Here is a 25,697-nt window from a genome sequence, read left to right on the forward strand (position 1 = left end):
CGTCCGGTCACTGGGCCACGAAGAACGGGACCGCTCCGCTCAGGATGCCGACGCCGAGCATCACGAGCGAGACGATGGTCGCGCGCCACAGGACCTTGCGGTGGTGATCGCCCAGGTTCACGCTCGCGAGGGACACGAGCAGCAGGATCGCCGGGACGAGCGGACTCTGCAGGTGCACGGGCTGACCGGTGATCGACGCCCTCGCCATCTCCACGGGATCGATGCCGAAGTTGGCAGCGCTCTGGGCGAGCACCGGGAGGATGCCGAAGTAGAACGCGTCGTTCGACATGAAGAACGTGAACGGGATCGACAGGAGTCCGGTGATCGGTGCGAGGAACGGGCCGAGAGCAGGAGGAAGCACGTTCGTGATCCACGCGGCCATCGCGTCGACCATTCCGGTGCCGGTGAGCACGCCCACCAGGACACCGGCCGCGATCACCATGGAGACGACGCCCACGATGCTCGGTGCGTGCGCGACGATCTCGGAGGCCTGCTCCTTGATGCCCCGGAAGTTGAAGACGAGGGCGAGCCCGGCCCCCACCATGAACACGTACGGCAGCGGCAGGATGTCGAGCACCAGCAGCACCATCACCGCGAGTGTGAGGGCGAGGTTGAACCAGATGAGCTTCGGTCGGAGCGTGGGGCGGGCGGGGTCCAGCATCGTGTCCGCCATGGCCGTGTCCGCGGGGTCGACGCTCGCAGCGGAGACCGGAGCATGGCCGCCGGCGACGACCACGAGGTTGCCGGTACGCAGCGACGCGCGCGCTCCGGGCTTCGGCTCCGCACCGCGGAAGATCTTCGGCACGGTCGACAGCGATCCGCCGTCGGCGCCGACGAGCAGGCCCTCCGAGTCCAGGCGCCCGAGGCGGCGACGCTCCTGCAGTCCGAGGATCCACGCGAACCCGAGAGTCACGACGATACCGGCGCCGAGCGCGGGCAGCATCGGCACGAAGATGTCTGTCGGCTGCACTCCGAGCGCTGTCGCGGCGCGCACGGTCGGCCCGCCCCAGGGAACGATGTTCAGCGTGCCGTTCATGAGGCCGGCGACGCACGTCAGCACCACGGGGCTCATCCCGAGCCGGAGGTAGATGGGGAGCATCGCCGACGTCGTGATGATGAAGGTCGTTGAACCGTCGCCGTCCAGGGAGACCGCGCCGGCGAGGATCGCGGTTCCGAGCACCACCTTCGCCGGGTCGTCTCCGAGCAGCCGCGTGATGAGGCGGATGAGTGGATCGAACAGCCCCACGTCGATCATGATGCCGAAGAACATGATCGCGAACATCAGCAGCGCCGCGGTCGGCGCCATCTTGCCGATCGAATCGAGGATCATGTCGCCGAGGCCGAGACCTGCGCCGGCGAAGAGCCCGAACGCGGTCGGAACCAGGATCAGCGCCACCATGGGAGTGAGACGCTTGGTCATGATGAGCGTCATGAACGCGAGGACCATCGTGAACCCCAGCAGCACGAGCACCCACTCCGGCGGCACGAACGCCACATCGTAGGTCGGCGCCTCTTCGGCGGCCGCGAACAGACCGGTGAGTGCGTCTGGCATGCGTTGACTCCTTCGTCGTGTCTCCGTCTGCGTCGACGGATCCCGACGAGAATAGGCAATCCGCGCGCCGAGGGAGCGGTATGTCGCATTCCCTGTCGTTGTGCGCGTAGCGTGGGTTCTGCGCATATTGCGCGAGCGCAGCATGGAGAGAATCACGGTGCCGAGGATGACGTCGACCAGACCGCGGTTCGCCACGCGCGCCCTGCTCCTGCAGCTTGCGACGGTGACCCTCGTCGTCGCCCTGTGCACCGGGGTGTATCTCCTCCTCGCCGTGCAGCAGCTGCGTGCCGAGGCGGAGTCGACGGCGCTGGGAATCGCCCGCACCCTCGCAGAGGATCCGCAGGTGCGCGCAGAGGTCGCTCGCATCTCCCTCCAGGAGGGCACACCCGACGCGGCAGAATTGCGCGAAGGCGACCTGCAGCGCATCGCATCCGATGTCACCGCGCGCACTGGCGCACTGTTCGTGGTGCTCACCGATGACAACGGCATCCGTCTCGCGCATCCCACCCCCGCACGGATCGGCGAAGAGGTCAGCACGCCATACGAAGAGGTGCTCGCGGGCGCCGAGATCGTCGACTGGCAGACCGGGACACTCGGCGAGTCCGCACGCGCGAAGGTTCCCGTCCGGGACGAGACCGGCACCCCGGTGGGCGAGGTCAGTGTGGGGTTCGAGCGTGCGGGTGTCTTCGACGACCTGCCGCCCCTGCTCGCCGTGATCGGGGGTACGGCTGCGGGCGCCCTCGCTCTGGCTGTGCTCGCATCCCTCCTGCTCCGCAGACGATGGGAGCGTCTCACCCTCGGCGTGCAGCCGGAAGAGCTGGTCGCGCTCGTGCAGAACCAGACGGCCGTGCTGGACGGGGTCGACGACGGCGTCATCGCCATAGACACACGCGGCATCGTCCGGGTCAGCAACGCCGCCGCCGATCGGCTGCTCGACCTCGACGACCCGGTCGGACGTCCCGTCGACGACCTCGGTCTCCTCCCGGCCATCCTGGACACCCTCACGGGTACCGGCGCCCGCACGAGCGCCCTCGTCGGAGACCGGATGCTGTATCTCGACTCGCGGAGCGTGGTGCGCGAGGGGCAGCAACTCGGCACCGTGCTCATCGTGCGCGACCGCACGGACCTGGTCGCCTTGGCCGAGCGCCTGGAGACGGTCAGGACGATGACCGCCGCGTTGCGCGTGCAGAGACACGAGTTCGCCAACCGCATGCACGTGGCCGCCGGACTCATCGATGCCGGCCGGGTCACAGATGCCAGGGCGTTTCTCGGCGAACTCGTGGAGCGGGGTCCTGTGGCGTTCCCGGTCGTGGGGCTGGACCTCCTGCGGGACCCCTTTCTGCACTCGTTCCTGGGCGCCAAAGCTGTCGAAGCCGGAGAACGCGGCGTCGCCCTGCGCATCGCGGACGACACCCACCTGATCGGCACGGTGATCGCTCCCGAAGACGTCGCCGCAGTCCTCGGCAACCTCGTGGACAACGCCGTGACCGCCGCGGTCTCGGGAGAGCGGACTCCGCGCTGGGTCGAGGTGGCGGTCCTGGACGACGACGATGCACTGGTGTTCACCGTCTCCGACTCCGGCCCCGGACTCGGAGACGTCGATCCTCTCGCCCCGCGGACGCGGGACCAGAAGACCACCGACACCGTGCACGGGCATGGGATCGGACTTCCGCTGTCGACGGAGATCGCCCGTCGGAACGGGGGCAACCTCTGGGTCATCGACCCCGGCGGTATCGACAGCCGCGGTGTCGAAGACGGCGCTGTCTTCGCCGCGCGCATCAACGGAGCAGTCGACCGCAGCTCCCCCGATCCCGAGGAGAACACATGACCGTCCCCCTGCGCGTACTCATCCTGGACGACGACTTCCGCGTCGCCCAGCTTCATCAGGGCATCGTCGAGGAGCACGCAGGAGTCGGCGTCGCCGAGACCGTGCGATCGCTCGCCGAAGCCCGCGACAGCATGCGTGCTTCCCGACCGGACCTGCTCATCGCCGACGTGTTCCTTCCCGACGGGGACGGCATCGCGCTCGTCCGCGAGTCCGGCATCGACGCGATCCTGATCTCCGCCGCCGACGACGCTCCGACGGTACGCAGAGCACTGCGGTCGGGAGCTGTCGGCTATCTCGTGAAGCCCTTCGAGCGACGGGCTCTGTCAGGACTCCTGGATCGCTACGTGCGATATCGCAACCTCCTCGACGGTGATCGCACCCTCCGCCAGGAAGACGTCGACCGCGCCCTCGCCATCCTGCACGGTGCGGGCGAACCGGTGTCCGTCTCGCGGTCGGCGACGGAGCAGCTCGTGCTCGCCGCACTCGGCGACGGAGAGCGTTCGGCAGCGGAGATCGGGGAACGCGTCGGAATCTCGCGCGCGACCGCGCAACGGCATCTCGCAGCTCTCGCGGCGAGAGCCGTCGTCGACGTGCGCCTCAACTACGGATCGACGGGCCGCCCCGAACACCGCTACGCCGCACGCGTCTGACGTCAGCGGATGGACGGCTCAGGAATCGGAGCCGACGGCTGCGAGGCGTGCTTCCTCGTCGGCGGCGATCGCGCTCTCGATGATCGGGTCGAGCGCGCCGTCCATGACCTGATCGAGGTTGTACGCCTTGAATCCGGTCCGGTGATCCGCGATCCGGTTCTCCGGGAAGTTGTAGGTGCGGATGCGCTCCGAACGGTCCATGCCCCGGATCTGCGACTTGCGCGCGTCGGAGGCGGCTGCGTCGAGCTCCTCCTGCTGCTTGGCCAGCATTCGGGCGCGCAGCACGCGCATCGCGGCCTCGCGGTTCTGCAGCTGCGACTTCTCGTTCTGCATCGACACGACGATGCCGGTGGGCACGTGTGTGATCCGCACCGCGGAGTCCGTGGTGTTGACGGACTGACCGCCGGGCCCCGAGGAGCGGAACACATCGATCTTGAGGTCGTTCTGGTCGATGTGGATCTCCTCCGGCTCATCGACCTCGGGGAAGACCAGCACACCGGTCGTCGAGGTGTGGATGCGGCCCTGCGACTCCGTCGCCGGCACCCGCTGCACACGGTGCACCCCTCCCTCGTACTTCAGGTGCGCCCAGACGCCCTGCGCCGGATCGGAGGAGGAACCCTTGATCGCGACCTGCACGTCCTTATACCCACCGAGGTCTGACTCGTTGCGCTCGAGCAGCTCGGTCTTCCAGCCCTTGGATGCGGCGTACTGGATGTACATGCGCAGGAGGTCGGCGGCGAACAGCGCGGACTCCGCGCCGCCCTCCCCTGCCTTGATCTCCATGATCACGTCGCGGGCATCGTCGGGGTCACGCGGGATCAGCAGACGCCGCAGACGCTCCTGAGCGCCCTGCAGCTCTTCTTCCATCGCAGGGATCTCCGCCGCGATGGACTCGTCCTCCCTGGCGAACTCCCGCGCCGTCGCCAGGTCGTCGGTCGCCGCGACCCAGGCCTCGTAGGCGGAGACGATGCGCGAGAGTTCCGCGTATCGACGGTTGACGCGCTTCGCGCGTGCCGCGTCGGCGTGCACCGCCGGGTCGGAGAGCTCCTCCTGCACCCGGCGATGCTCGTCGATCAGAGTCTGGACGGACTCGAACACGGGTCGGCCGCTCAGCGGATGTTGTTGTCGTGTCCGTGAGCGCCCGAGGGCAGCGTCGGGATCGACTTCTGCATCTGCACGAGGAACTCGACGTTCGAGTTGGTCTCCTTGAGCTTGCCGAGCACGACCTCGAGCGCCTGCTGCGGGTCGAGTCCGGCGAGGGCGCGACGGAGCTTCCACGTGATCTTGACCTCGTCGGCCGAGAGCAGCATCTCCTCGCGGCGGGTGCTGGACGCGTTCACGTCCACGGCCGGGAAGATCCGCTTGTCGGCGAGCTGACGCGACAGACGCAGTTCGCTGTTGCCGGTGCCCTTGAACTCCTCGAAGATGACCTCGTCCATCTTGGAGCCGGTCTCGACGAGCGCGGTGGCGAGGATCGTCAGGGATCCGCCGTTCTCGATGTTGCGGGCTGCACCGAAGAAGCGCTTCGGCGGGTAGAGCGCGGACGCGTCGACGCCGCCGGTGAGGACGCGGCCGGACGCCGGGGCGGCCAGGTTGTACGCGCGTCCGAGGCGGGTGATCGAGTCGAGGAGCACGACCACGTCGCGGCCCAGCTCGACGAGACGCTTGGCCCGCTCGATCGCGAGCTCGGCGACGGTGGTGTGGTCTTCGGCGGGGCGGTCGAAGGTCGAGGCGATGACCTCGCCCTTCACGGTGCGCTCCATGTCGGTGACCTCTTCGGGGCGCTCGTCGACGAGCACGACCATGAGGTGGACCTCGGGATTGTTCTGCGCGATCGCGTTGGCGATCTGCTGGAGGACGATCGTCTTGCCGGCCTTCGGCGGCGCGACGATCAGGCCGCGCTGCCCCTTGCCGATCGGCGCCACGAGGTCGATGATGCGCTGCGTCAGCTTCTCCGGAGCGGTCTCCAGACGCAGACGCTCCTGCGGGTAGAGCGGGGTGAGCTTGCCGAACTCCACGCGGGTGGCCGCGTCGTCGACCGACAGGCCGTTGATCGAATCGACCTTGACCAGGGCGTTGTACTTCTGGCGCCCCTGCTGCTCGCCCTCGCGCGGCTGCTTGATGGAGCCGACGACCGCGTCGCCCTTGCGGAGGTTGTACTTCTTCACCTGGCCGAGCGAGACGTAGACATCGCTGGGACCGGCGAGGTAGCCGGTGGTGCGCACGAAAGCGTAGTTGTCGAGCACGTCGAGGATGCCGGCGATCGGGATCAGGACGTCGTCCTCGGTGATCTCGGTCTCGAACTCGTCGGCCGGTGCACCGTTGCGGCGCTTGTTGCGCTGACGGTTGCGGTTGTTGCCACCGGACTGCTCGTCGTCGGCGGCGGGCTGCGTCTGCTGCTGCTCCTGGGCCGCGCCGTTCTGACCGCGTCCGCGGTTGCGGCTGCGGCTGCGGTTGCGTCCACGACCGCCCTGCTCCTCGCCGCTGTCCCCGGAGTCGGAGTCGGCGTTCTGCGGAGCCTCAGCGGGTGCCGATTCGGCGGCGGACTCCGCTGCCGGCTCCGCAGCGGGCGCCTCGGCGTCGGCTGCGGACTTCTGCGCACCGCGGCGTCCGCGTCCCGTGCTCTTGGGCGCGGCCTCGGCGGGAGCCTCGGCGCCAGCGGAGTCGGAGGCCTCGGCGGGCGCCGTCTCCGCGGCAGGAGCCTCGGCATCGGCCTTCTTCGCACGGCTGCGACTCGGACGCTTCGCCTTCGGTGCAGCCTCGGTGGTCTCTGCAGTGGCGGACGCTGCTGCGGTGGCGGACGCTTCCGCGGGCACGGACGCTTCCGGAGCGGCGTCCGACTTCGCGGCCTTCTCCGCCTTCGCGGCATCGGCCTTCTCCGCCTTCTCGGCCTTCGCAGCCGCGGTCGCGGTGCTGGCACGGCGAGGCGCACGCTTGCGCGCCGGTGCTGCTTCGCCCGTCGGCTCCGCGGATGTCGCCGGTGCTTCCGAAGCGGGTGCAGACTGTTCGTTCTGGGTCTCGGAGAGGTTCTCCACGAGTACTCCCTTATATGTCATGGGGAATGAGCGTTGAACGCGCACAACGGGTGCTGCGCGCGATCGCACGGGCTGACGCTCGGCGCCAGCCAGCCTCGGCAGGCGGCTCAGGAATGAACTCTGCCACAGGGGTTTGCGTGCGGGTCTTGCAAGAGTTGCAATGGGGCCAGATTCACGCAGTTACGTGGAGCCCTCCGCTCGAGACCCCACTGTACCACCACGCACGTCGACTGCGAGCAGGAGAGCCTCCCACGGGGTGTCGGTGACGCGTTCGGCGAGCTCGACCGCGTCCTGACGACTTCCGGGGCCGTCCGCGAGGACCAGCACACTGGGGCCTGCGCCGGAGACCACCGCGGCGAAACCGGCAGCGCGCAGCGCCTGCACCAGACGCTGCGTCTCCGGCATCGCTCCGGCACGGTAGTCCTGGTGGAGGCGGTCGGCAGTCGCATCCAGGAGCAGCTCCGGGCTCTGCATCAACGCGGCGATCAGCAGCGCGGAGCGGGAGACGTTGAACACGGCGTCGGCAGTGGAGACCTGCGGCGGCTGAAGCGACCGCGCCTGCGAGGTCGACATCGTGTACGTGGGGACCAGCACCAGAGGCGAGACTCCCCTGTGCACGAGGAGCTTCTTGTGCTGCGGTCCCCGCTCCGACATCCATGCGATCGTCAGGCCACCGAAGAGCGCCGGCGCCACGTTGTCCGGGTGGCCTTCGAGCTCGGTCGCCAGCCGGAGGAGATCCGTGTCATCGATCTCCACATCACCCTCGAGCAATCCCTTCGCGGCGAGCACGCCCGCAGCCACGGCGGCACCGGATGAGCCGAGGCCCCTGCCGTGCGGCACGGCGTTCTCCGCGATGATCCGCAGACCGGGAACAGGGCGTCCCGCGTCGGCGAACACATAGGCGATGGTGCGGACGATCAGGTTCGACTCATCACGAGGGATCTCGGCCGCTCCGGATCCCGAGACCTCGATCTCGAGCTCGCCGGCCGGCAGGGCCGTGACCAGAAGCGTGTCGTAGATGCTGAGCGCGAGGCCCAGTGTGTCGAAGCCGGGGCCGAGGTTCGCGCTCGTCGCCGGCACCCGCACCTCGACGGTGCGTCCTTCGACGGCTCCGCCCTCCGCGGGGACGACGGGCGCTGTCATCGTCACTCGCCTTCCACCCGGAGCACCGAGACCACGCGTGCGACGACCTCGCTGTCCGCGAGAGCGTCGACGGTGGCACTCAGGGCCTGCTCCGTCGCGCGGTGCGTTCCGATGATCAGACGGGCAGTGGGCTCGTCCTCGCCTTCCACGGTCTGCACGACGGTGGCGACCGACACATCGCCGTCGCTGAGGATGCTCGCGACCGTCGCGAGCACACCTGGCGCGTCCGCGACCTCGAGCGTGATCTGGTACCGGGTGGTGACGTGACCGATCGGCACGACGGGCAGGTTGGCGCGAGTGGACTCTCCCACCCCGACGCCGCCTGCGATGTGACGACGGGCCGCGGAGACCACGTCGCCGAGCACGGCCGACGCGGTCTGCACGCCACCGGCACCGGCACCGTAGAACATCAGGGAGCCCGCAGCCTCCGCCTCGACGAAGACCGCGTTGTTCGCACCGTGCACGGAGGCGAGGGGGTGCGATGCCGGGACGAGGGCCGGGTACACGCGCACCGAGATCGACTCGGCACCGTTGGCCTCGATCCGCTCGCACACGGCCAGCAGTTTGATCACGAAGCCTGCAGCTCTGGCCTCTTCGATCATCGATGCCGTGATCGAGGTGATGCCCTCGCGGTAGACGGCTTCGAGCGGCACGGCCGTGTGGAAAGCCAGGCTCGCGAGGATCGCCGCCTTCTGCGCCGCATCGTAACCCTCGACGTCCGCCGTCGGGTCGGCCTCGGCATAGCCCAGCCGCTGCGCATCGGCGAGCACGTCGGCGAAGTCGGCGCCCTCGGTCTCCATCCGGTCGAGGATGTAGTTCGTCGTGCCGTTCACGATGCCCATGATGCGCACCACGCGGTCGCCGGCGAGCGAATCGCGCAGGGGACGGATGATCGGGATCGCCCCCGCCGCGGCGGCCTCGTAGTAGACGGAGGCGCCCACCCGGTCAGCGGCCTCGAAGAGCTCGGGCCCATGAGTGGCCAGGAGAGCCTTGTTCGCGGTGACCACGTCGGCCCCGGAGCCGATGGCCTGCAGGATGTTCGTGCGGGCCGGCTCGATGCCGCCGATGAGCTCGATCACGATGTCGGCGCCCAGGATGAGCGACTCGGCGTCGGTCGTGAAGAGCTCCTTGGGCAGGTCGACGTCGCGTGGCGCGTCGAGGTTGCGCACCGCGATCCCGGCGAGTTCCAGTTCGGCGCCCGCGCGGTCGGCGAGTTCGTCGCCGTGGCGCAGCAGGAGGGCCGCGACCTGAGAGCCGACCGCTCCGGCACCCAGCAGCGCCACACGAAGTCGTCGGTATTCAGTCATGGTTGCTCCTTCGGAGGTGGGTCATTGGTCTCCCTCGGGGGCGTGCGCCCCGTCGATGCCCGCGTCGCGGGCCAGCACGTCGTCGATGGTCTCGCCGCGGACGATGACCGCGGAACGTCCATCGCGTACGGCGACGACCGGCGGACGCGGGACGTGGTTGTAGTTGCTGGCGAGCGAGACGCAGTAGGCGCCGGTCGCCGGCACGGCGAGCAGGTCCCCGGGCACGAGGTCGTCGGGAAGGTACTCGTGATCGACGACGATGTCGCCCGACTCGCAGTGCTTGCCGACCACGCGGCTGAGGCGCGGCTCGCCCGCTCCGACGCGTGAGGCGATCCGCGCCGAGTACTGGGCGCCGTACAGCGCCGGACGTGCGTTGTCGCTCATCCCGCCGTCGACGCTGATGTAGCGGCGGACGGCTCCGGTGTCGATCGTCACGTCCTTGGTGGTGCCGACCTCGTAGATCGTGACACCGGCCGTGCCGACGATGGCGCGGCCGGGTTCGAAGGACAGGGCGGGAATGGGGATGCCCCGGGCGGCGCAGTCGTCGGCGACCGCGGTGATGATGGCACCGGCAAGGTCTTCGATGGGTGTCGGGTCGTCCACACGCGTGTACGCGATGCCGAAGCCGCCGCCGAGGTTGAGCTGGGGCACGGGGCCGTCCTCGAGCAGGGCTGCATGCAGGTCGAGCACGCGCGACGCGGATTCGCGGAAGCCGGCGACGCCGAAGATCTGCGAGCCGATGTGGCAGTGCAGTCCGGCGAACACCAGGCCGGGGATCTCCCGGATCCGGGCCACGGCCCGCTCCGCGTCCGGCAGGGGGAACCCGAACTTCTGGTCCTCGTGGGCGGTGGCGAGGAAGTCGTGGGTCTCGGCGTGGACGCCGCTGATCACACGCACGAGCACGCGCTGCGTCACGCCGGTACGCGCCGTGATCGCTGCGAGGCGTTCGATCTCGATGGCACTGTCCACGATGATCGTGCCGACCCCGACCTCGACCGCGCGTTCCAGCTCGGCGACCGACTTGTTGTTGCCGTGGAAGCCGATGGAAGCGGGAGCGACCCCCGCGGCGAGGGCCACGGCCAGCTCTCCCCCGGTGCACACGTCGACGCGCAGTCCCTCGTCGACGACCCAGCGCGCCACGGTCGTGCACAAGAACGCCTTGCCCGCGTAGTACACCTGCGCCGTGGTGCCGTTCTCGGCCGCTGCCCTGTCGAACGCCAGGCGGAATCTGCGCGCACGCCCGCGAACCTCGTCTTCATCGAGCACGAGGAGCGGAGTGCCGTAGGTGCGGGCCAGGTCCGTGGCGCTGACGCCGGCGATGTCGAGCACGCCGTCGTCGTCTCGTACTGCTGAGGCCGGCCAGACGCCGTCGGCGAGATCGTTCGCGTCCTCGGGGACGGCGAGCCATTCCGGGGCGAGCGAATCGGCAGGGAGAAGCACTGATCACCAATCGTGGGAAGGATCTCGGGCAGGGCACGCACATCGAGGTTGACCCGATTCTAGGGCACCCACCCCGTCGCCTTGATCACGGTGACTCGCCGCGTCAAGCCCCTGCAGCACTCCGCAGGTGCCTCCTAAGGTGGGGGCGTGACGAACAGCGAGACAGCACACCACGACGCGGAGTCCTCCGCGAAGCCGAAACCCGGACTTATCGCGCGCATCACGACGCCGGCCATCGCGTGGGCACTCTCCCGGCGACCGGTCAGGGCCGCACTGCTCTACTCCGAGCGACGGGGTCCGATGCTGGCCGACAGCGTCACGTACCGCGCTTTGTTCAGTGTGTTCGCGGGCGTGCTGCTGGGCTTCTCGATCGCCGCGCTCTGGCTCGCCGGCAACCCCGACGCGTGGCGCGCCATCATCCAGGCAGTGCAGTCCGCCGTCCCCGGCCTGATCGGGAAAGACGGCGCGATCAATCCCGAGGATCTGAAGGCCCCCGCATCGCTCTCCGTCGCGGGCATCATCTCGCTCGTCGCCCTCGTCGGAGCCGCTCTGGGAGCGATCGGCTCTCTCCGCACCGCCGTGCGGGTGATCGCCGGGACCGTCCAGGACGACATCCTCTGGGTGTGGGTGATCCTGCGCAACCTCGCCCTGGCGCTCGGGATCGGACTCGCCTTCGTCGCCTCCGCCGCGCTCACCTTCGTCGGTCAGCTCGGAGTCGAGTGGATCGCCGACCTCCTCGGCCTGCCCGCCGACTCCGCCGCGGTCGCCTGGACCGTTCGGCTGCTCTCGCTGCTCGTGGTGTTCGCTCTCGACGCCGTGCTCATCATCGGTGTGTTCCGCGTGCTCTCGGGCGTGCGTCCCGCCGCCGGTTCCCTGTGGCCCGGTGCCCTGATCGGCGCCCTCGGTCTGCTGGTACTCCAGGAGCTGTCCGGTCTGTTCGTGGGCGGCGCGACCAGCAACCCGCTGCTCGCCTCGTTCGCGTCCCTCCTGGCGCTGCTGATCTGGCTGAACTTCTCGACCCAGGTGATGCTGTTCGCCTGCGCCTACATCGTGACCGCCGAGGAGGAGAGGTCCGATCGCGTTCATGCGAGGTTCGCCGCGACCACGTTCCCCCAGCGGCGGCTCCAGCGAGCCGAGGCCGAAGTGCAGATCGCGACGGCCGAGCTGCGGGCGGCACAGAACGCTGCGGCCTTCGACGCGGGGTCCTGATCGGCGTCGGTTGACCCCACCCTCGTTGTGACCCGATCGGGTAACCTGGTCACAACGAAAGGGGCTTCATGGAGCCACGTCGCACGAGCATCACCCTCCCCGGCACCACGGTCTCAGTCCTGGAATGGTGCCCCTCATCCGAAGCCGGCCTTCCCGTCCTGCTTCTGCATGGCGGTGGCGCCGACAACGCGCAGCTCTCGTGGGGAGAGGTCGGCCCTGCGCTCGCCAGCGCCGGACATCGCGTGATCGCCCCCGACCATCCCGGTTTCGGCCGCAGTCCCCGTCCCGGCTGGCCCCTCACCCAGGAACACCTCGTGCGATACGTGGGCGACCTCGTCGACGAACTCGGCCTCGTCGACTACGCCATCGCCGGCCTGTCGCTCGGCGGTGGCATGACGCTCGGCCATCTCCTCGATCGGCCGAGCCAGGCGAGGTCCGCCATCCTGCTGGGGTGCTACGGATTGATGCCGCGCCTGGCCGACGGGCTCTCCGGCCGGATGACGCACTTCGGCACGTTCCTGCTGCTGCGCACAGGACTGCTGGCGGCCGCCACCCGGTCCTACGCGCGCAACGCGCCCGCGATGGAACGAGGCCTGGCCACGCTCGTGCGGAATCCTCAGGCGCGCACTCCCGATCTCGTGAAGGCGGTGCTCGACGAAGCGTCCACCGGCACGGGCCTGACGAGCTTCGCGGAGTGGCAGCGCGATCAGGTGCTCTGGAATCGACTGCGCACCGTGTACACGCCTCGACTCCCGTCCATCACGACCCCCACGCTTCTCGTGCACGGCGATCGCGACACCGGGGTGCCGTTCCCCCATGCCGAAGCCGCCGCGGAAGTGTTGCCCGTCGGATCCCTGACGGTCGCCGCCGGAGCAGGGCACTGGGTGCAACGCGACCGCCCCGACCTCGTCGTCCCGGCGATGCTCGACCATCTGGAGGGACACCGCGATGCCCAGGCCCCGCGTCCCTGATCGCCGCGAGCGGATCCTCGATGCTGCCGAGGAGCTCGTGCTCGCCAACGGTTTCGACGCCATGAGCGTCGCCTCGATCGCCGAACGCGCCGGCATCGGCAAGGGCGCGGTCTACCTGGAGTTCGCCGGCAAGAAGGAGATCCTCGATGCGCTGCTGCAGCGCGGTACGACCCGGATGAACGACCGCGTGCGTCGTGAGCTGGGCGATCGGCCGCGCCTCAGCTCCGCGTACCGCGCGTCCGCGCGCGCTCTGAGCGAGGACGCGCTGATGACGGCGGCCTTCCTCGACGACCGGGGCATCCTCGGTGCGCACGTGGCGGATATCACAGACGGCCGATACCGTGACCGGCAGAGGCGCGTCAACGAATGGCTGCAGGGGCTGCAGAGCCGAGGCGAGATCGTGGACGACGTGGATGTCGAGGCCCTCGCCCTCGCACTCTCCAGTGCATCGATCGGACTGCTCTCCGCATCCCGGTTGCTCGGCCCGTTCGAACCGACATTGCTCGAACGCGCCATCGACACGATCGGCCGCATGGCCGAGTCCTTCGAGAGGAACTGATCATGCATGTCGCGACCTTCGGCGATCCGGCCGGCCGTCCGCTGCTCCTCCTGCACGGCGGTGGCGTCGCAGGGTGGATGTGGGAGCCCGTCCGCACCCACATCGGCAGCGGCGTGCGGGCGATCGTCCCCGACCTCCCCGGCCACGGGCGCAGCACGGATGCGACCTACGACTCCCACGCGATCACGGTCGCCGCGCTCGCCGGCGTGCTGCAGAAGGTCGGCCGACCGGCGACCGTCGTCGGATTCTCCCTCGGCGCACAGCTCACCGTGCAGCTCGCCGCGGACTTTCCCGAACTGGTGCGGAACGTCGTCGTCATCAGCGCCCAGGCCATGCCGATGCGGATGACCCGCCCCACTCTCGCGCTTCTCGGAGCGACCGCCGGTCTCGCGTCGAAGGAGTGGTTCGCCCGGCTGCAGGCACGGCAGCTGTTCATCCCAGACGAGCTCCTGGCCGACTATGTGCGCACATCCGCCGCGATCTCGCGCGAGACGCTCCTGCGCTCCGTCGAGGAGAATCTCCGTTTCACGCCTCCTGCCAGCTGGCGGACCTACACCGGAGCCGCGTCGATCCTGGTCGGCGCCGGGGAGAAGTCGCTCATGAAGCGCTCGGCAGCGCTCCTGCACGATTCACTGCCGCACAGCACCCTCGAGGCCGTCGATGGCTGCGGGCACGGCATTCCCCTGCAACGACCCGCCTGGCTCGCCCGCCGCATCGAAGCGATGCTCAGCGCCAGCGACTCCCCGTGAACCGAGACCGCTGCCCGTCAGCTCGGGCAGCTGCCCTTGCTCTGAAGAGCCTTGTCGGTGACGATCGCGCCATTCACGTCGACGTCGATCACGGCCGCCTCGTCGACGATCTCGATCCCTGTGAGCGTGAGTCCTGAGGGCAGCTGATCGGCGATGCACACCCGTTGGGGCTGCGTGAGTCCCTCCCCGAGGGCGCCGAGGGTGGAACCGACCCGGTCGAGGTCGACGTCGAGTCCGCCGATGCTGACGCCGACCGGCGTGAGCTCGAGGTCACCGTCGATGGTGCCGGGTGTGAGGGTGAGGGAGAGCGGCACCGCGGCTCCGAGCACGCTGATCGAACCGCTCACCGTGGCATTCGGCGCCGTGAACTCCACCGAGTCGACCGGCAAATCGGTGCCGGCCAGGAGCGTCGTGAACTGCTCCTGGTCGACGCGGACCGTGCCGGAAGCGCTGCCGAGGTCGCCCCCGCGCAGCGGAACACCGGTCGCCGTGACATCCGCGGCGCCCGTGATCCCGTCCAGCGTCACGGAATCGGTCGAGAGATGCAGGGTGTCGAGGGTGCCACCGATCAGCTGGGGCAGCAGGAGTCCCTGCGTCTCGACGTCGAGCTGCTGGTCGGCAGGGAGGTCGAGCTTCTCGACGACGATCGACCGTACGACGCCAGGCAGCACGGCGCGTGCGATGAGCTCCGCCGCGATGACCAGGAGCGCGAGCACGACGACCGCGACGAGAAGCACCCACGGCCACCGCCGCCGCTTCTGCTGCGGGGCGTCTGCACCCTCATCGGATGCCGAACCCGGGATCACGAGGGTCGGGTGCTCCGTCGCCGCGTCCGGGTAGGGCCGGGTGTGGTTGTCGTCGCTCATGCCTGCCATCCTGCCCCACGGCGACGCACGCCTGCTTGCACTACATGCGCTCCGGCGCCGAGACCCCGAGCAGGTCGAGTCCGTTGCGCAGAACCTGACCGGTGGCGTCGTTGAGCCACAGACGGGTGCGATGCACGCTCTCGATGGGGTCGTCGCTCAGCGGGATGACGCGGCAGTTGTCGTACCAGCGGTGGTACAGACCGGCGAGTTCCTCGAGGTAGCGGGCGACCCGATGCGGCTCGCGCACCTCGGCGGCGAATGCCACGATCCGCGGGAACTCCTGCAGCGCTCCGAGCAGCGCGCTCTCGGTCTCGTGGGTGAGAGTCTCGGGCGCGAACTCGGAGCGGTCGACGCCGGACGCGACCGCGTTGCGTGCCACGTTATGCGTGCGGGCATGCGCGTACTGCACGTAGAACACGGGGTTGTCGTTCGTGCGCTTCTGGAGAAGCTCGGGATCGAGGGCGAGCGGCGAGTCCGCAGGAGAGCGCTCCAGCGAGTAGCGCAGCGCGTCGGTGCCGAGCCACTCGCGCAGATCGTCCATCTCGATGATGTTGCCCGCGCGCTTGCTGAGACGGGCACCGCCGATCGAGACGAGCTGCCCGATGAGCACCTCGACGTTCTTCTCGGGGTCCTCCCCCGCCGCGCCGGCGATCGCCTTGAGGCGGTGCACGTAGCCGTGGTGGTCGGCGCCGAGCAGGTAGATCTTGTCCTGGAAGCCGCGGTCGCCCTTGTTCAGGTAGTAGGCCGCATCGGCGGCGAAGTACGTGTACTCGCCGTTCGAGCGACGGATCACGCGATCCTTGTCGTCACCGAAGTCGGTGGTGCGCACCCAGACGGCGCCCTCCTGGTCGAAGACATGCCCCTGCTCGCGCAGGCGATCGACGGCCTGGTCGACCAGACTCACACCCTGATCGTTCTTGGCGTGCAGGGTGCGCTCGGAGAACCAGACGTCGAAGTCGACGTTGAACTTCGACAGCGACTGCTTCTGCTCTTCGAGCTGGTACGCGTAGGCGAGCTCGCGGGCGACGTCGACCTGTTCGTCGGCCGGCAGTTCGAGCAGGTCGGGACGCGCAGCGAGCACGCGCGCCGCGAGGTCGCCGATGTAGCTTCCCGCGTAGCCGCCCTCCGGGGTCGGCTCTCCCTTCGCCGCGGCGAGGACGGAACTCGCGAAGCGGTCCATCTGCGCACCCGCGTCGTTGATGTAGTACTCCCTGGCGACGGTGGCACCCGACGCGGCGAGCACCCGGGCGATCGCATCGCCGAGAGCGGCCCAGCGCGTGTGTCCGATGTGGAGGGGTCCGGTCGGGTTCGCGCTCACGAACTCGATGTTGATGCTCTGGCCCACCTGCGAGTCGTTCGACCCGTACGCGTCCCCTGCGTCGACGATGACCTTCGCCAGCGCACCGGCGGCTGCAGCGTCGAGGCGGATGTTGATGAATCCGGGGCCCGCGACCTCGGCGCTCGCGATGCCGTCGACGCCGGCGAGACCGTCGGCGATCTGCTGAGCCAGCTCACGCGGGTTCGTGCCAAGCGGCTTGGCCAGGCGCATGGCGATGTTCGACGACCAGTCGCCGTGGTCGCGGTTGCGGGGGCGCTCGAGCACGATGTCTGATGCGGAGAGCTCCAGGGGCTCGCCGGGGCGTCGTTCCTCCGCGATGGGTGCGAGGACGGCGAGGAGGGCTGCGGCGAGGGTTTCGGGGTTCATAGCCCCCTCAGTTTACGGGGCAGGACGACGCCGGCCGACGGCACGGACCGGGAGGAATTCGCGTTCGCTCTCCCGTGATCTACTCTCATCACATGAAGCCAGCCGCCGCCCGCCGCCGCCGGGGTGTCGCCGCGATCACCGCCGGCCTGATCGTGGCGGTCGCAGCCGTGGCTATCGGCGTCTGGCGCCCGTGGGTTCCCGCCCCTCTCGCCGCCCCGATCAGCGCGGCCGCAGCGGGCGAATCGGACGCATCGGCGGTCATCGCGCCGGCACCGCTCGTCCTCCCGGAGAACCCCACTGTCCTGGTGTTCGGCGACTCCTGGACGTACGGCTCGGCGGCCGCCCTCCCCACGCAGGGCTACGCCTATCTCCTCGCCGATCTCCTCGGCGGCCGGACCATCGTGGACGGCGTCCGCGGGAGTGGGTACCTCAAGCCCGGTATCGACGGACCGACGTTCGGAGAGCGCATCGCCGCACTCGACCCGTCGCTGTCGCCCGACCTCGTGATCATGCAGGGCTCGATCAACGACCGTGCCCAGGGTGCCGCCGGATACCGCGAGGCCGTGAACGCCGCGTGGGACGCGATGGCCGCCCTCTACCCGAAGGCCACGATCGTGGTGCTCGGGCCGGCCCCGCACGAGCTTCCCGTCGGTGCGACCACGGCCCGCATCGACACCGACCTCGCGGAGCTCGCCGCAGCGCGCGGCTGGTGGTACATCTCCCCCATCGCCCAGGCCTGGATCACCGCGCAGAACTATCTCGACGTGATCGACGTGGAGGTCGGCCGCAAGCATCCGTCCACGGATGGACACCGATACCTGGCCGAGAAGCTGGCCGCCGCCCTCGACGAGCTGCGCGCCGCGCCCATGACGGAGGCCGGTGGGTCGGAGACCACCCCCGACGAGTGATATTGTCGATCGGTACGCCTCCGTAGCTCAGTGGATAGAGCGCCGGTTTCCGGTACCGTAGGTCGCAGGTTCGACTCCTGTCGGGGGCACACATCAGCAGAAGGCCGCTCTTCGGAGCGGCCTTCTCGCGTTTCGCCTCGACTGGCGGTTCGCGCTCAGCTGCGAAACCGCCCGAGATCAGCGGCTGCCGAACGTCCGCGGCGGCCGAAGGTGCGCAGGCCCCGCAGGTTCCCAGGCCTTCCGGATAGGCTGTTGCCGTGCCCCTCCTCTCGATCGCCGGTTCGACGCGTGCCCCGCACCGTCTGCGTTCGGCGACGCCCATGAGGGCGTGGATGCGGATCATCATGCACCCGGGCACGAACGGGTGGACCAGCGTCTGGGGCACTCTCTCGCACGGCGAGATCGCCGGCTGCCCGCCGCCACGGAACTAGACCACGCCTCGAACGGGGCGGCGGTCTTCTGCGCCATTCACCCCTTCTCTCGCGTGAGGTCTTTCCGTGTCCCCGAATCCTTCCCCTGCCCGCTTCTCCCTCGCCCCGCACGCCCTGTGGCAAGGCATCCGTTCCAACGCACGCAGCGACGTGCTCGGTGGGTCGCTTCTGCTCGCGGCCACGTTCGCCGCGTTGATCCTCGCCAACAGTCCCGCCGCGCCCTGGTACGAGTCCGTGCGCGACTTCACCTTCGGCGTCCCCGAGCTGCATCTCGAGCTCAGCATCGGCGCGTGGGCGTCGGACGGACTCCTGGCGATCTTCTTCTTCGTCGTCGGGTTGGAGCTGAAGGAGGAGTTCGTCGCGGGACGCCTGCGCGATCCTCGCCGCGCCGCCCTCCCCATCGCCGCGGCCGTGGGTGGTGTGGTGGTGCCCGCGCTGATCTTCGTGCTGATCAACGCCGCGAGCGGTGCGGATGCGCTGCGTGGCTGGGCGATCCCCACCGCGACCGACATCGCGTTCGCGGTGGCCGTGATCGCTGTCGTCGGCAAGTTCCTGCCGCCCGCGCTGCGTGTGTTCCTGCTGACCCTCGCCATCATCGACGACCTCATCGCGATCACCATCATCGCGACTTTCTACACCGAGAGCATCAGCTTCCCGTGGCTGATCCTCGCGCTGCTGCCCCTGGCAGGATTCGCCGCCCTGGTGGCGAAGGGCGTGCGCGCATGGTGGCTCCTCCTGCCCCTCGCCATCGCGGTGTGGGTGTGCATCCACGCGTCCGGCGTCCACGCGACGGTCGCCGGCGTGCTGCTCGGCTTCGTCGTGCCCGTCACCGCGACGGAGCGCGCCCGGGTGCGCGCGGGCACCGATGCGGACGGCCGTCCGGTGTACGACGGCATGGCCGCACACCTCGCCGACCGGTGGGGCATCGTGGCCACGTTGTTCGCGGTGCCCGTGTTCGCGTTCTTCGCCGCCGGCGTCACGGTCGGCGGATGGGACGGACTCGCATCGGCGTTCACCGACCCGATCACGATCGGCATCGTCGTGGGGCTGGTCGCCGGCAAGCCGGTCGGCATCCTCGTCACGACCTTCCTGCTGAGCCGGATCCCCGCTCTGCGTCTCGACGAGACGCTCCGCTGGCCGGAGCTGACCGGCATGGCGTTCCTCGCGGGAATCGGCTTCACCGTGTCGCTGCTGGTCGGAGAGCTCGCGTACGGGTCGAGCTCGGTCGCGGACGAGCACGTGAAGATCGGCGTGCTGGTCGGGTCGTTCGTCGCAGCCCTCCTCGGCGGGATCATCCTGGCGCGGCGCAATGCGCTGGCCCGAGCGGCGCATCGGGTCGAGTGACCCTCACCGACCTTCCGGTGAGACCGTGGCCTCCGGATGGGCGTCGCTCAACAGGCTTCCATCCGGCGGTCGACGGTCCCAGGACGGGCGACGGATCGCGTAGAACACGAGGGGTGGTGCGCCCAGCACCACGATGACAGCGCCGACGACCCACGGATAGGCCGCGGGAGGGAAGGCGGTGAATCCCTCGGGCGGGATGAAGGCGAGCAGGAAAGCCGCGAGACACGCGACGAAGCCGATGCCGGCGACCAGCGGCAGCGCAGCGACGCGGTACGCGCGGTGCACCGTCGGCTCCTTGCGACGCAGCACGATCGCCGACGCGAACATGAGCATGTACATGATCAGGTACAGCGCGGCCGCCATGTCGATCAGTGCGACGAACGCGGCACTCACGTTCGGGACCACGATGAAGATCGCAGCGAGGATCGTCACGATCGTGCCCTGGAGCATCAGGATCCCGGACTGGACCCCCGCCTTGTTGCGCTTCTGCAGCATCGGTGGAAGCAGGCCCGTCTCGGCGGCGGCGAGCACGCCCTTCGAAGGCCCAGCGACCCAGGTGATCACGGAGGCGAGCGCGCCGGCGGCGATCAGCGCCGAGACGGCTGCCGTCGCCCATCCCATCCCCCAGTGATCGAAGTACACACCGAAGGCGAGCATGATGCCGTTCGTGAGCCCCAGTTCCTTCGACGGGACGGCGACCGAGATCGCCAACGTCGGAAGGATGAACACGAGCAGGATCAGACCGGCGGCGAGGAACACCGAGCGGGGATACCCCTTGCCCGGGTCCTTCATCTGGTTCACGTGGACCGCGTTGACCTCCATCCCGGCGTACGCCAGCACATTCGACACGATCAGGACGATGGACGCCAGGCCGGTGAAGGGAGGGATGATCGTCGATGCTTCGAGCGGGACCTGGCTCTTCTCGCCGCTGAACACCCAGATCGCACCGAACACGATGAGCAGCGCGGCCGGCAGGAGCGTGCCGAGGATGCCGCCCCAGGAGCCGAGCTTGGCGAAGAGGTTGCCGCCGCGGAGGGTGACGAAAGTCGAACCCCAGTAGAACACGATGATCACGACCGCCGTGAAGAAGCCCGAACTCGACAACGACGGATCCATGAACACGAACGCGAGGGCACCCGCGATGAATGCGAGCTGTGTGGGGAACCACACCACGTTCTGGATCCACTGCAGCCACACCGCGGTGAATCCCCACCTGTTCCCGAGCGCCTCCCGCACCCAGACGTAGATGCCGCCCTTCCATCCGGTGGCGAGCTCTGCGGCGACCAGGGCCGTCGGCACCAGGAACACGATCGCGGGGATCAGATACAGCATGATGCTGCCGAGGCCGTACGTCGCCATCGCCGGAAGCGAGCGCAGACTGGCGACGACGACCAGGGTGAGCAGGGCAAGCTGGCCGACGCCGAGGATGGCGACGGCCGGCCGCGACACCTGCGTGGCTGCCGACGTGCGCGCAGCAGTCGGGCGAGTCGGCCTCGCTGCCGGAGTCGATTCGGGAGTGGCACCCGTGTTCGAAGTGGACATCGCGGGCTCAGTGGTGGAAGGCCGATTGGGGCTTCTCGGTCGGCATCGGCGACTCGAGTGCGTCGAGGTAGGCGACTTCGGTCGCGATCGCCTGCAGAAGCTCCTCCGCGAGGTCCATGCTCAGCCCGTTGCGCACCACGATGCGCTGCACCGTGATCCGCTCCAGGTCGGCGGGCATCGGATACGCCGGGATCAGCCAGCCCTTCATCCGCAGCCGATCCTGCAGATGGTAGAGCGTCCAGTTCTTCGTGTGTCCGTCCTTCAGACGCCACGCGAACACCGGGATGTCGCTGCCGTCGTTCCAGAGCTCGAACGCGTCGAGCTTCGCGATCCCCGCGGAGAGGTACTTCGCGACGTCCTGGGAGGCCTGCTGCACAGCGCGGTACCCCTCGAAACCGAGACGGAGGAACAGGTAGTACTGCAGCACCACCTGAGCCCCCGGCCGCGAGAAGTTCAGCGCGAACGTCGGCATCTCCCCGCCCAGGTAGCTCACCTTGAACACCAGGTCCTCCGGGAGCCACTGCGACTCCCGCCACACCACCCAGCCGAGCCCCGGATACACGAGCCCGTACTTGTGCCCTGACGTGCTGATCGAATGCACCCGCTCGAGGCGGAAGTCCCACACCAGGTCCGGCTGCAGGAACGGCGCGATCATCGCCCCCGATGCCCCGTCCACGTGGATGGGGATGTCGAGGCCCGTGTTCTTCTGGATCTCGTCGAGAGCGGCGGCGATCTCGACCACCGGCTCGTACATGCCCGTGTACGTGACCCCCATGATCGCGACGACGCCGATCGTGTTCTCGTCCACATACTTCGCCAGGTCGTGACCGTCGAGAGTCTTGTGCTCCTCGCTGATCGGCACGTAGCGCGGCTCGACGTCGAAGTAGTTGCAGAACTTCTCCCAGCACACCTGCACGGCCGAGGACATCACGATGTTCGGGCTCGAGGCATCCTTGCCCGCCGCGCGCCGAGCCCGCTGCCAGCGCCGCTTGAAGGCGAGACCGCCCAGCATGCACGCCTCCGACGACCCGATGGTCGAGGTACCGATGCTCTTCTCCGCATCGGGCGCGTTCCAGAGGTTGGCCAGCATGTGCCAGCAGTTGTCCTCGATCGCCGCCGTCTGCGGATACTCGTCCTTGTCGATCATGTTCTTATCGAACGACGCGGCATAGACCTGCTTCGCGTCGTCGTCCATCCACGTGCTCACGAACGTGGCGAGGTTCAAGCGCGCGTTCCCGTCGAGGATCGTCTCGTCCTCCACGATCTGCTTCGCCGTATCGGGAAGCGACTCCCCTGGCGGGATGACGTGGCGCGAGGTGAGCGTCGCCTCCCCCGGCCTCGTGAAGATCGGCTGGTCGGCGCTGGAAGGAGTGCTCATGTCCGTGACCTTTCGCATCGCTGTCGGCGTACCGCCAGCGACACGCTCGATCCCATCGCTGGCCGTGTGCCGACCACTATCCCAAGAGCGACGATGCCGCGCCACCCCACTTTCGACCACATCGAAGCTCCCCCGGGTGAATTCGGGGCGGAGCCGGACGATCGCGAAAGTGACGTGCCTAGCATGTGCGGAGCGGGGCTCCGCCGCGGAGTGGACTCCCGAGATCATCGGCTGAGGGCGGTCGACTCAGCCCGAAGAAGGGAAGCATCCATGGCTGAACTCATCGTCATCTCGTTCGACAGCGAGCCACAAGCGGAAGGTGCCTACGACGAGATCCTGTCGCTGCAGAACGATCTGGTCGTCGAGCTCGCGGGCCTGGCGCTCGTGAAGGTCGACGAGAAGGGCAAGACCAAGGTCGAGTACCCGGGTGCAGCGGGGAACATCGGCGTCGGTGCCGCTGGAGGCGCGCTGTTCGGCATGCTGATCGGTCTGCTCTTCTTCGTCCCGTTCGCCGGGCTGCTGTTCGGCGGCCTGTTCGGCGCACTGTTCGCCGGGCTGGACAAGACCGGTATCGACGCCGAGTTCCGGGACCGGGTGAAGAACGCGGTCTCCGAGGGCAAGTCCGCCGTCGTCGTCTACGCGACGAAGATCACGGAGGACAAGTTCGCCGCCGCTCTCGCGCCGTTCAAGGGCACCGTCGTGCAGACCTCCCTCTCGGCGGAGGACGAGAAGGAGCTCATCCACGACCTCGGCGGCGCGAGCTGACCAGCACTGTCGAGGAAGCCAGCACGGTCGAGGAAGTCAGCGCCGTCGGGCAAGCCAGCACTGTCGAGGAAGAAGGGCCCCGCTCCTGGAGCGGGGCCCTTCTTCGCGTCCGCCCGGCCTCAGCGATCGAGGATCGCGCGGGTCGTCACCTCGGGCCGCAGATCGAGCCTCCGCAGCAGCTGGGCGTTGAGGGCGACCACGATCGTCGACAGCGACATCAGGATCGCCCCGACCGACATCGGCAGCACGAAGCCGATAGGCGCGAGCACACCCGCAGCCAACGGGACGGACAGCAGGTTGTAGCCCGCGGCCCACCACAGGTTCTGCTTCATCTTGCGGTAGGCCGCGCGCGAGAGCTCGATGACCGAGAGCACGGAACGCGGATCGTCGCTGGCGAGGATGACCCCCGCCGACGCGATCGCGACATCCGTTCCGGCACCGATGGCCAGACCCACGTCGGCCTGCGCCAGTGCGGGTGCGTCGTTGACGCCGTCGCCGACCATCGCGACCTTGCGACCTTCGTGCTGCAGCTCCTGCACCTTCGCGGCCTTGTCCTCGGGGCGTACGCCCGCGAAGAACCGGTCGATGCCCAGATCTGCCGCGACCGTGTGCGCGACGGCCTCCGCATCGCCGGTGATCATGACCACCTGCACCCCGAGGGCATGCAGCGCATCGACGGCTTCGCGCGACTCCGGACGGATCTCGTCGGCGAGCTTCAGCGCCCCGATCACCTGCCCGTCCTGCACCACGTGCAGGATGATCGCACCGTCCTCGCGCCACTGCTCGGCGACAGGAAGCTCGTCGGACCGCTCCTCCGTCAGCAGATGCGGGCCGCCGACGCGCACCGTCGTCCCGTCGACGGTCGCCGTCACGCCGACCGCCGGCGACGACGTGAAGTCGCGACTCGCCGGCACGGACAGTCTCTTCTCGGCCGCGGCGCGCACGATCGCCTTCGCCAGAGGGTGCTCGCTGTCGGCCTCGGCGGCGGCGGCGAGCGCCAGCACCCGGTCGGCGTCATGCCCGCCGGAGACCGAGACCTCCGACACGGTCGGTTCGCCCTTGGTGAGTGTCCCGGTCTTGTCGAACAGGACCGTATCGACGGTGCGCATGCTCTCCAGCGCGAGCCTGTCCTTGACCAGGACGCCACCGCGAGCCGCCCGCTCGGTCGCGATCGACACCACGAGCGGGATCGCCAGGCCCAGGGCGTGCGGGCAGGCGATGACCAGCACCGTGATCGTGCGGATCACGGCGGCGTCGGGGAAGCCGACGAGTGTCCAGACGATCGCGGTGATCGCCGCGGATCCGAGCGCGAACCAGAACAGCCATCCCGCTGCCGTGTCCGCGAGGCGCTGAGCGCGCGAGGACGAGCTCTGCGCCTCGGTCACGAGTCTTTGGATGCCGGCCAGCGTGGTGTCGTCCCCGGTCGCCGTGATCTCCACCCGCAGCCCCGAATCGGTGGCGACCGTGCCGGCGGTGACCTGGTCGCCACTGCCGCGAGTGACCGTGCGGGACTCGCCTGTCACCATCGATTCGTCCATGGACGCACGTCCGTCGACGATCCGCCCATCGGCCGGCACGCTTCCGCCGGGCCGCACGATCACGATGTCGCCGACCCGGAGGTCGACTGGTGAGACCACGACGACCTGCCCGTCCTCCACACGCTCCGCCTCGTCCGGCAGGAGTGCCGCGAGCGAGTCAAGAGCAGAGGTCGTCTGCGCGAGCGATCGCATCTCGATCCAGTGTCCGAGCAGCATGATCACGATGAGGAGCGCGAGCTCCCACCAGAAGTCGAGCTCGTGGTGCAGGACGCCGAGGCTCGCTCCCCACGACGCGAGGAATGCGACAGTGATCGCGAGCCCGATGAGCAGCATCATGCCGGGCTTGCGCGAACGGATCTCGCTGACGGCACCCGTGAGGAAGGGCTTGCCTCCCCACACATACATCACGGTTCCCAGCACGGGTGAGACCCAGGCCAGGTCCGGCACGTCGGGCAGGGTGTAACCGAGGATCATCGCGAACATGCCGGAGAGCACGACGGTGGGGACGGCGAGGGCCAGCATGATCCAGAACAGTCGCCGGAACTGGGCCACGTGATCGCCGTGCCCGCCGTGACCCGCGTGATCGCCGTGACCCGCATGGGAGTCGTGACCCGCATGCGCAGCTGCGCCCTGCGGACGGTAGGGGCTTCCCGGCTCGCTCTGGGCGGTACCGTGCGCCTCATGCGCGGTGTGGTCGTGGTGCGGAGTGCTCATCACCCTCTCCTCCTCGGAAGATCGATGCCGTGCGGGGCCACGGGTCTGCGCCCCCGCACGGGT

At 68.9% G+C, this 25,697-nt stretch carries 21 protein-coding genes and 1 tRNA gene; 11 read left to right on the plus strand and 11 right to left on the minus strand.

Features of this window, described 5'->3' with window-relative positions:
- Window positions 1–7: 7 nt before the first annotated feature.
- Complete coding sequence (locus ABRP18_RS10500) at window positions 8–1,552, minus strand: CitMHS family transporter (RefSeq protein ID WP_349884601.1); 1,545 nt, start codon at window positions 1,550–1,552, stop codon at window positions 8–10.
- Between the two features lie 166 nt (window positions 1,553–1,718).
- Between ABRP18_RS10500 and ABRP18_RS10505 the strand changes: the two genes are divergently transcribed.
- Window positions 1,719–3,380: a sensor histidine kinase gene (locus ABRP18_RS10505; protein WP_349884602.1), complete on the plus strand. Its 1,662-nt coding sequence runs from the start codon at window positions 1,719–1,721 to the stop codon at window positions 3,378–3,380.
- Window positions 3,377–4,030: a response regulator gene (locus ABRP18_RS10510; RefSeq protein ID WP_046748230.1), complete on the plus strand. Its 654-nt coding sequence runs from the start codon at window positions 3,377–3,379 to the stop codon at window positions 4,028–4,030. Before ABRP18_RS10505 ends, ABRP18_RS10510 begins: the two co-directional genes overlap by 4 nt.
- 18 nt (window positions 4,031–4,048) lie before the next feature.
- Here ABRP18_RS10510 and prfA read toward each other — a convergent pair whose 3' ends face one another.
- From prfA to lysA, 5 genes are all read right to left on the minus strand, one after another.
- A complete protein-coding gene (gene prfA, locus ABRP18_RS10515; RefSeq protein WP_046748229.1) occupies window positions 4,049–5,128 on the minus strand; it encodes a peptide chain release factor 1 in 1,080 nt (359 codons plus the stop codon).
- A gap of 11 nt (window positions 5,129–5,139) precedes the next feature.
- The gene (rho, locus tag ABRP18_RS10520; RefSeq protein WP_349884603.1) at window positions 5,140–7,065 is read right to left on the minus strand and encodes a transcription termination factor Rho; all 1,926 of its coding nucleotides are present in this window, start codon (window positions 7,063–7,065) and stop codon (window positions 5,140–5,142) included.
- 180 nt (window positions 7,066–7,245) lie between these two features.
- On the minus strand, window positions 7,246–8,208 hold the full coding sequence (thrB, locus tag ABRP18_RS10525) for a homoserine kinase (RefSeq protein WP_046748227.1): 963 nt from the start codon (window positions 8,206–8,208) through the stop codon (window positions 7,246–7,248).
- A 2-nt stretch (window positions 8,209–8,210) separates the two neighbouring features.
- Window positions 8,211–9,515: a homoserine dehydrogenase gene (locus ABRP18_RS10530; protein WP_046748226.1), complete on the minus strand. Its 1,305-nt coding sequence runs from the start codon at window positions 9,513–9,515 to the stop codon at window positions 8,211–8,213.
- Between the two features lie 21 nt (window positions 9,516–9,536).
- Window positions 9,537–10,955 (minus strand): diaminopimelate decarboxylase, encoded by a 1,419-nt coding sequence (lysA, locus tag ABRP18_RS10535; RefSeq protein ID WP_113681993.1) that lies wholly within the window; start codon window positions 10,953–10,955, stop codon window positions 9,537–9,539.
- A gap of 147 nt (window positions 10,956–11,102) precedes the next feature.
- Here lysA and ABRP18_RS10540 point away from each other — a divergent pair, with 147 nt between their 5' ends.
- The 4 genes from ABRP18_RS10540 (at window position 11,103) to ABRP18_RS10555 (ending at window position 14,443) form a co-directional block, all read left to right on the plus strand.
- On the plus strand, window positions 11,103–12,164 hold the full coding sequence (locus ABRP18_RS10540; protein WP_349884604.1) for a YihY/virulence factor BrkB family protein: 1,062 nt from the start codon (window positions 11,103–11,105) through the stop codon (window positions 12,162–12,164).
- A gap of 68 nt (window positions 12,165–12,232) precedes the next feature.
- Window positions 12,233–13,135 (plus strand): alpha/beta hydrolase, encoded by a 903-nt coding sequence (locus ABRP18_RS10545; RefSeq protein ID WP_349884605.1) that lies wholly within the window; start codon window positions 12,233–12,235, stop codon window positions 13,133–13,135.
- A complete protein-coding gene (locus ABRP18_RS10550) occupies window positions 13,113–13,694 on the plus strand; it encodes a TetR/AcrR family transcriptional regulator (protein WP_046748223.1) in 582 nt (193 codons plus the stop codon). Before ABRP18_RS10545 ends, ABRP18_RS10550 begins: the two co-directional genes overlap by 23 nt.
- 2 nt (window positions 13,695–13,696) lie before the next feature.
- Window positions 13,697–14,443: an alpha/beta hydrolase gene (locus ABRP18_RS10555; protein ID WP_349884606.1), complete on the plus strand. Its 747-nt coding sequence runs from the start codon at window positions 13,697–13,699 to the stop codon at window positions 14,441–14,443.
- A 17-nt stretch (window positions 14,444–14,460) separates the two neighbouring features.
- Here the strand turns inward: ABRP18_RS10555 and ABRP18_RS10560 are convergent, their stop codons facing one another.
- Together ABRP18_RS10560 and argS are read right to left on the minus strand one after the other, a co-directional pair.
- The gene (locus tag ABRP18_RS10560; RefSeq protein ID WP_349884607.1) at window positions 14,461–15,309 is read right to left on the minus strand and encodes a DUF2993 domain-containing protein; all 849 of its coding nucleotides are present in this window, start codon (window positions 15,307–15,309) and stop codon (window positions 14,461–14,463) included.
- Between the two features lie 40 nt (window positions 15,310–15,349).
- The gene (gene argS, locus ABRP18_RS10565) at window positions 15,350–17,014 is read right to left on the minus strand and encodes an arginine--tRNA ligase (RefSeq protein WP_046748220.1); all 1,665 of its coding nucleotides are present in this window, start codon (window positions 17,012–17,014) and stop codon (window positions 15,350–15,352) included.
- A gap of 92 nt (window positions 17,015–17,106) precedes the next feature.
- On the opposite strand from argS, the gene ABRP18_RS10570 reads away from it, so the two are divergent.
- The 4 genes from ABRP18_RS10570 to nhaA all read left to right on the plus strand — a co-directional run bounded on the left by ABRP18_RS10570 (window position 17,107) and on the right by nhaA (window position 19,697).
- The gene (locus ABRP18_RS10570; protein ID WP_141370004.1) at window positions 17,107–17,922 is read left to right on the plus strand and encodes an SGNH/GDSL hydrolase family protein; all 816 of its coding nucleotides are present in this window, start codon (window positions 17,107–17,109) and stop codon (window positions 17,920–17,922) included.
- Between the two features lie 16 nt (window positions 17,923–17,938).
- Window positions 17,939–18,011 (plus strand) — tRNA-Arg (locus tag ABRP18_RS10575).
- Between the two features lie 168 nt (window positions 18,012–18,179).
- Window positions 18,180–18,353: a hypothetical protein gene (locus ABRP18_RS10580; protein WP_179515940.1), complete on the plus strand. Its 174-nt coding sequence runs from the start codon at window positions 18,180–18,182 to the stop codon at window positions 18,351–18,353.
- Window positions 18,354–18,419: 66 nt separating this feature from the next.
- Window positions 18,420–19,697, plus strand: a complete 1,278-nt coding sequence (gene nhaA / locus ABRP18_RS10585; RefSeq protein ID WP_349884609.1) for a Na+/H+ antiporter NhaA — start codon at window positions 18,420–18,422, stop codon at window positions 19,695–19,697.
- 3 nt (window positions 19,698–19,700) lie between these two features.
- On the opposite strand, the gene ABRP18_RS10590 is transcribed toward nhaA, so the two are convergent.
- Both ABRP18_RS10590 and ABRP18_RS10595 read right to left on the minus strand, forming a co-directional pair.
- A complete protein-coding gene (locus ABRP18_RS10590) occupies window positions 19,701–21,239 on the minus strand; it encodes an amino acid permease (RefSeq protein WP_349884610.1) in 1,539 nt (512 codons plus the stop codon).
- A gap of 7 nt (window positions 21,240–21,246) precedes the next feature.
- Window positions 21,247–22,617: a glutamate decarboxylase gene (locus tag ABRP18_RS10595; protein ID WP_349884611.1), complete on the minus strand. Its 1,371-nt coding sequence runs from the start codon at window positions 22,615–22,617 to the stop codon at window positions 21,247–21,249.
- A gap of 270 nt (window positions 22,618–22,887) precedes the next feature.
- On the opposite strand from ABRP18_RS10595, the gene ABRP18_RS10600 reads away from it, so the two are divergent.
- Entirely contained in the window at window positions 22,888–23,382 is a 495-nt protein-coding gene (locus ABRP18_RS10600; RefSeq protein WP_046748216.1) for a DUF1269 domain-containing protein, read from the plus strand.
- Window positions 23,383–23,501: 119 nt separating this feature from the next.
- Here the strand turns inward: ABRP18_RS10600 and ABRP18_RS10605 are convergent, their stop codons facing one another.
- Window positions 23,502–25,634: a heavy metal translocating P-type ATPase gene (locus tag ABRP18_RS10605; RefSeq protein ID WP_349884612.1), complete on the minus strand. Its 2,133-nt coding sequence runs from the start codon at window positions 25,632–25,634 to the stop codon at window positions 23,502–23,504.
- Window positions 25,635–25,697 lie beyond the last annotated feature (63 nt).

The sequence above is a fragment of the Microbacterium sp. WHRI 7836 genome (assembly GCF_040223885.2).
GTDB lineage: Bacteria > Actinomycetota > Actinomycetes > Actinomycetales > Microbacteriaceae > Microbacterium > Microbacterium oxydans.